1 protein-coding gene is annotated in these 1,194 nt (G+C 68.4%); it reads right to left on the reverse strand.

What is annotated here, in order from left to right; genetic code table 11:
• Positions 1–39 precede the first annotated feature (39 nt).
• Entirely contained in the window at positions 40–996 is a 957-nt protein-coding gene (locus ACWGIU_RS38175; RefSeq protein ID WP_453712728.1) for a zinc metalloprotease, read from the reverse strand.
• Positions 997–1,194: the final 198 nt, after the last annotated feature.

The following is a 1,194-nucleotide window of genomic DNA, read 5'->3' on the forward strand; positions in this document are numbered from 1 at the left end:
GCCCGGCGGATGCCGGACCGGGCCCTTGTCGTCGGTGGGTCAGCCCGCGCGGTAGGCGGTCCAGCTGCTCGACATGCGAGCCACCTGGCCGGCGGTGAACTGGTACATGCAGGAGTCGTACGTGTAGTCCATGAAGTTGCGGATCGGGTCCACGCCCGGCTTGCTCGCGCAGCTGTCGCGCCCGGTCGGGCACTCGAACGCGGCGCTCTTCTCGGCCGGGGTGTCGGAGACGTAGTCGCCGTTGCCGTTACAGCCGCCCTGGAAGGTGTGGTAGAGCCCCAGCCAGTGGCCGACCTCGTGGGTGGCGGTGTCACCCTCGTTGTAGTTGGCCGCGGAGCCGCCCGGCAGCGAGCTGTCGAGCACGACCACGCCGTCCATCTTGGGGCTGGAGGCGTAGGAGGTCGGGAAGGTCGCCCAGCCCAGCAGCCCGCCGGAAAGCTTGGCGGTGTAGAAGTTGAGCGCGCCCGGGCCGCCCTTGCGCAGGGTGTTCTTCATGTCCTTCTCGGCCTGGGAGCCGGAAGCCAGGTTGTACCAGGTGGCGTTGTCCGTGTAGTCGGTGGCCGCCAGGGTGAACTGGAAGTTCGTGTTGACGTTGCCGGTGCCCTGGCCGCCGTAGGCCGCGTTGAGGACCGCGAGCTGCTGGCCGATGTCCGTTGCCGTCAGCTTGCCGGTGGTGCCGGAGTGCACGACGTGGAAGTACACGGGGATGTTCACGACGGCCTCGGCGGCCGCCAGGCTGCGCTGCGGCTGGTTCTTGAGGGCCTTGTCCAGCTTCGCCTTGAGGTCGGCGTCCATGGCCTTCGCCTGCGCGTCGGTGATCGCGTTGGGCTCGTCCGCGTGCTCGTCGTGGGCGCGGGCGACGCGGGCGTTCGCGGCGCCGGAGGCGGCGGGCTGGTCGGCGCAGACCTCGGCGGGGGACTTGGCGGCGGCCGCGAGCGTGGTGGGGGCGGCGAGCGGCGTGAATGCCAAGGTTCCGGCCAGGACCGCCGTGCCCATCAGGCGGCGGCGGAGAAGGGGGGATATGCGGGCAACTGCGCGCACGTGTGCTCCTCGCGTGGGGGGTTGTGGGGGATGGTGGCCTGAAGGATCTTCTTCAGCTGGCGCGAAGCTTATGTGTGCATGACATATTCAGGTCAAGTGTCTTACGTAAAAGATTTGTTGCTTCTGACGCACATGGGGCGCCTGGTATGTACC

This window comes from Streptomyces sp. NPDC054840, from assembly GCF_053611065.1.